A 439-nucleotide genomic window follows, 5' to 3' on the forward strand; every position below is an offset into this window, starting at 1 on the left:
GTGCGGTGGTCCCGGCGGCCGGCCCATCGCCGGCCCGGGGCGGCCAGAAGTCGCCGGAGACGGGGATACCCTGCGCGGCGGCGGGAGCGGCGAGTTCTGCGCGGATTTCCTCGGCCAGCCGGTACGTCATGTCGCGGCGCCAGGCAGGCAGCCCATGGATGTCGTCGTGGTAGAGCGCGGCGGGGATGGCGTCGTCCAGGGCGGCGTCCAGCCGGTCTGCGTCCGGCACTTCCTCGAAGCGCAGCTGGACCGGCCGCTTGGTGGCGGCGGTGACCGTCAGGGTTAGGGAGGCGTCGCCGTCGAGCCGTCCGATGAGCAGCACCCCGGACCGGCCCAGGTTGCTCAGGGACAGGCGCCGGAAGGCTATGCGGGCGGAAAGGGCCGACGCCGGCAGGTGGACGCTTCGGAGCAGCTCGCCGGGTGCCAGGCAGTTTTTCGC

General features: G+C 73.3%; 1 protein-coding gene. It reads right to left on the reverse strand.

The features are described from left to right. Positions 1–439, reverse strand: a 439-nt coding sequence (locus tag AC1DKD_RS42140; RefSeq protein WP_477144856.1) for an FAD binding domain-containing protein, incomplete at both ends; no start/stop codon positions are given.

The sequence above is a fragment of the Cupriavidus sp. 05T313 genome (assembly GCF_056396665.1).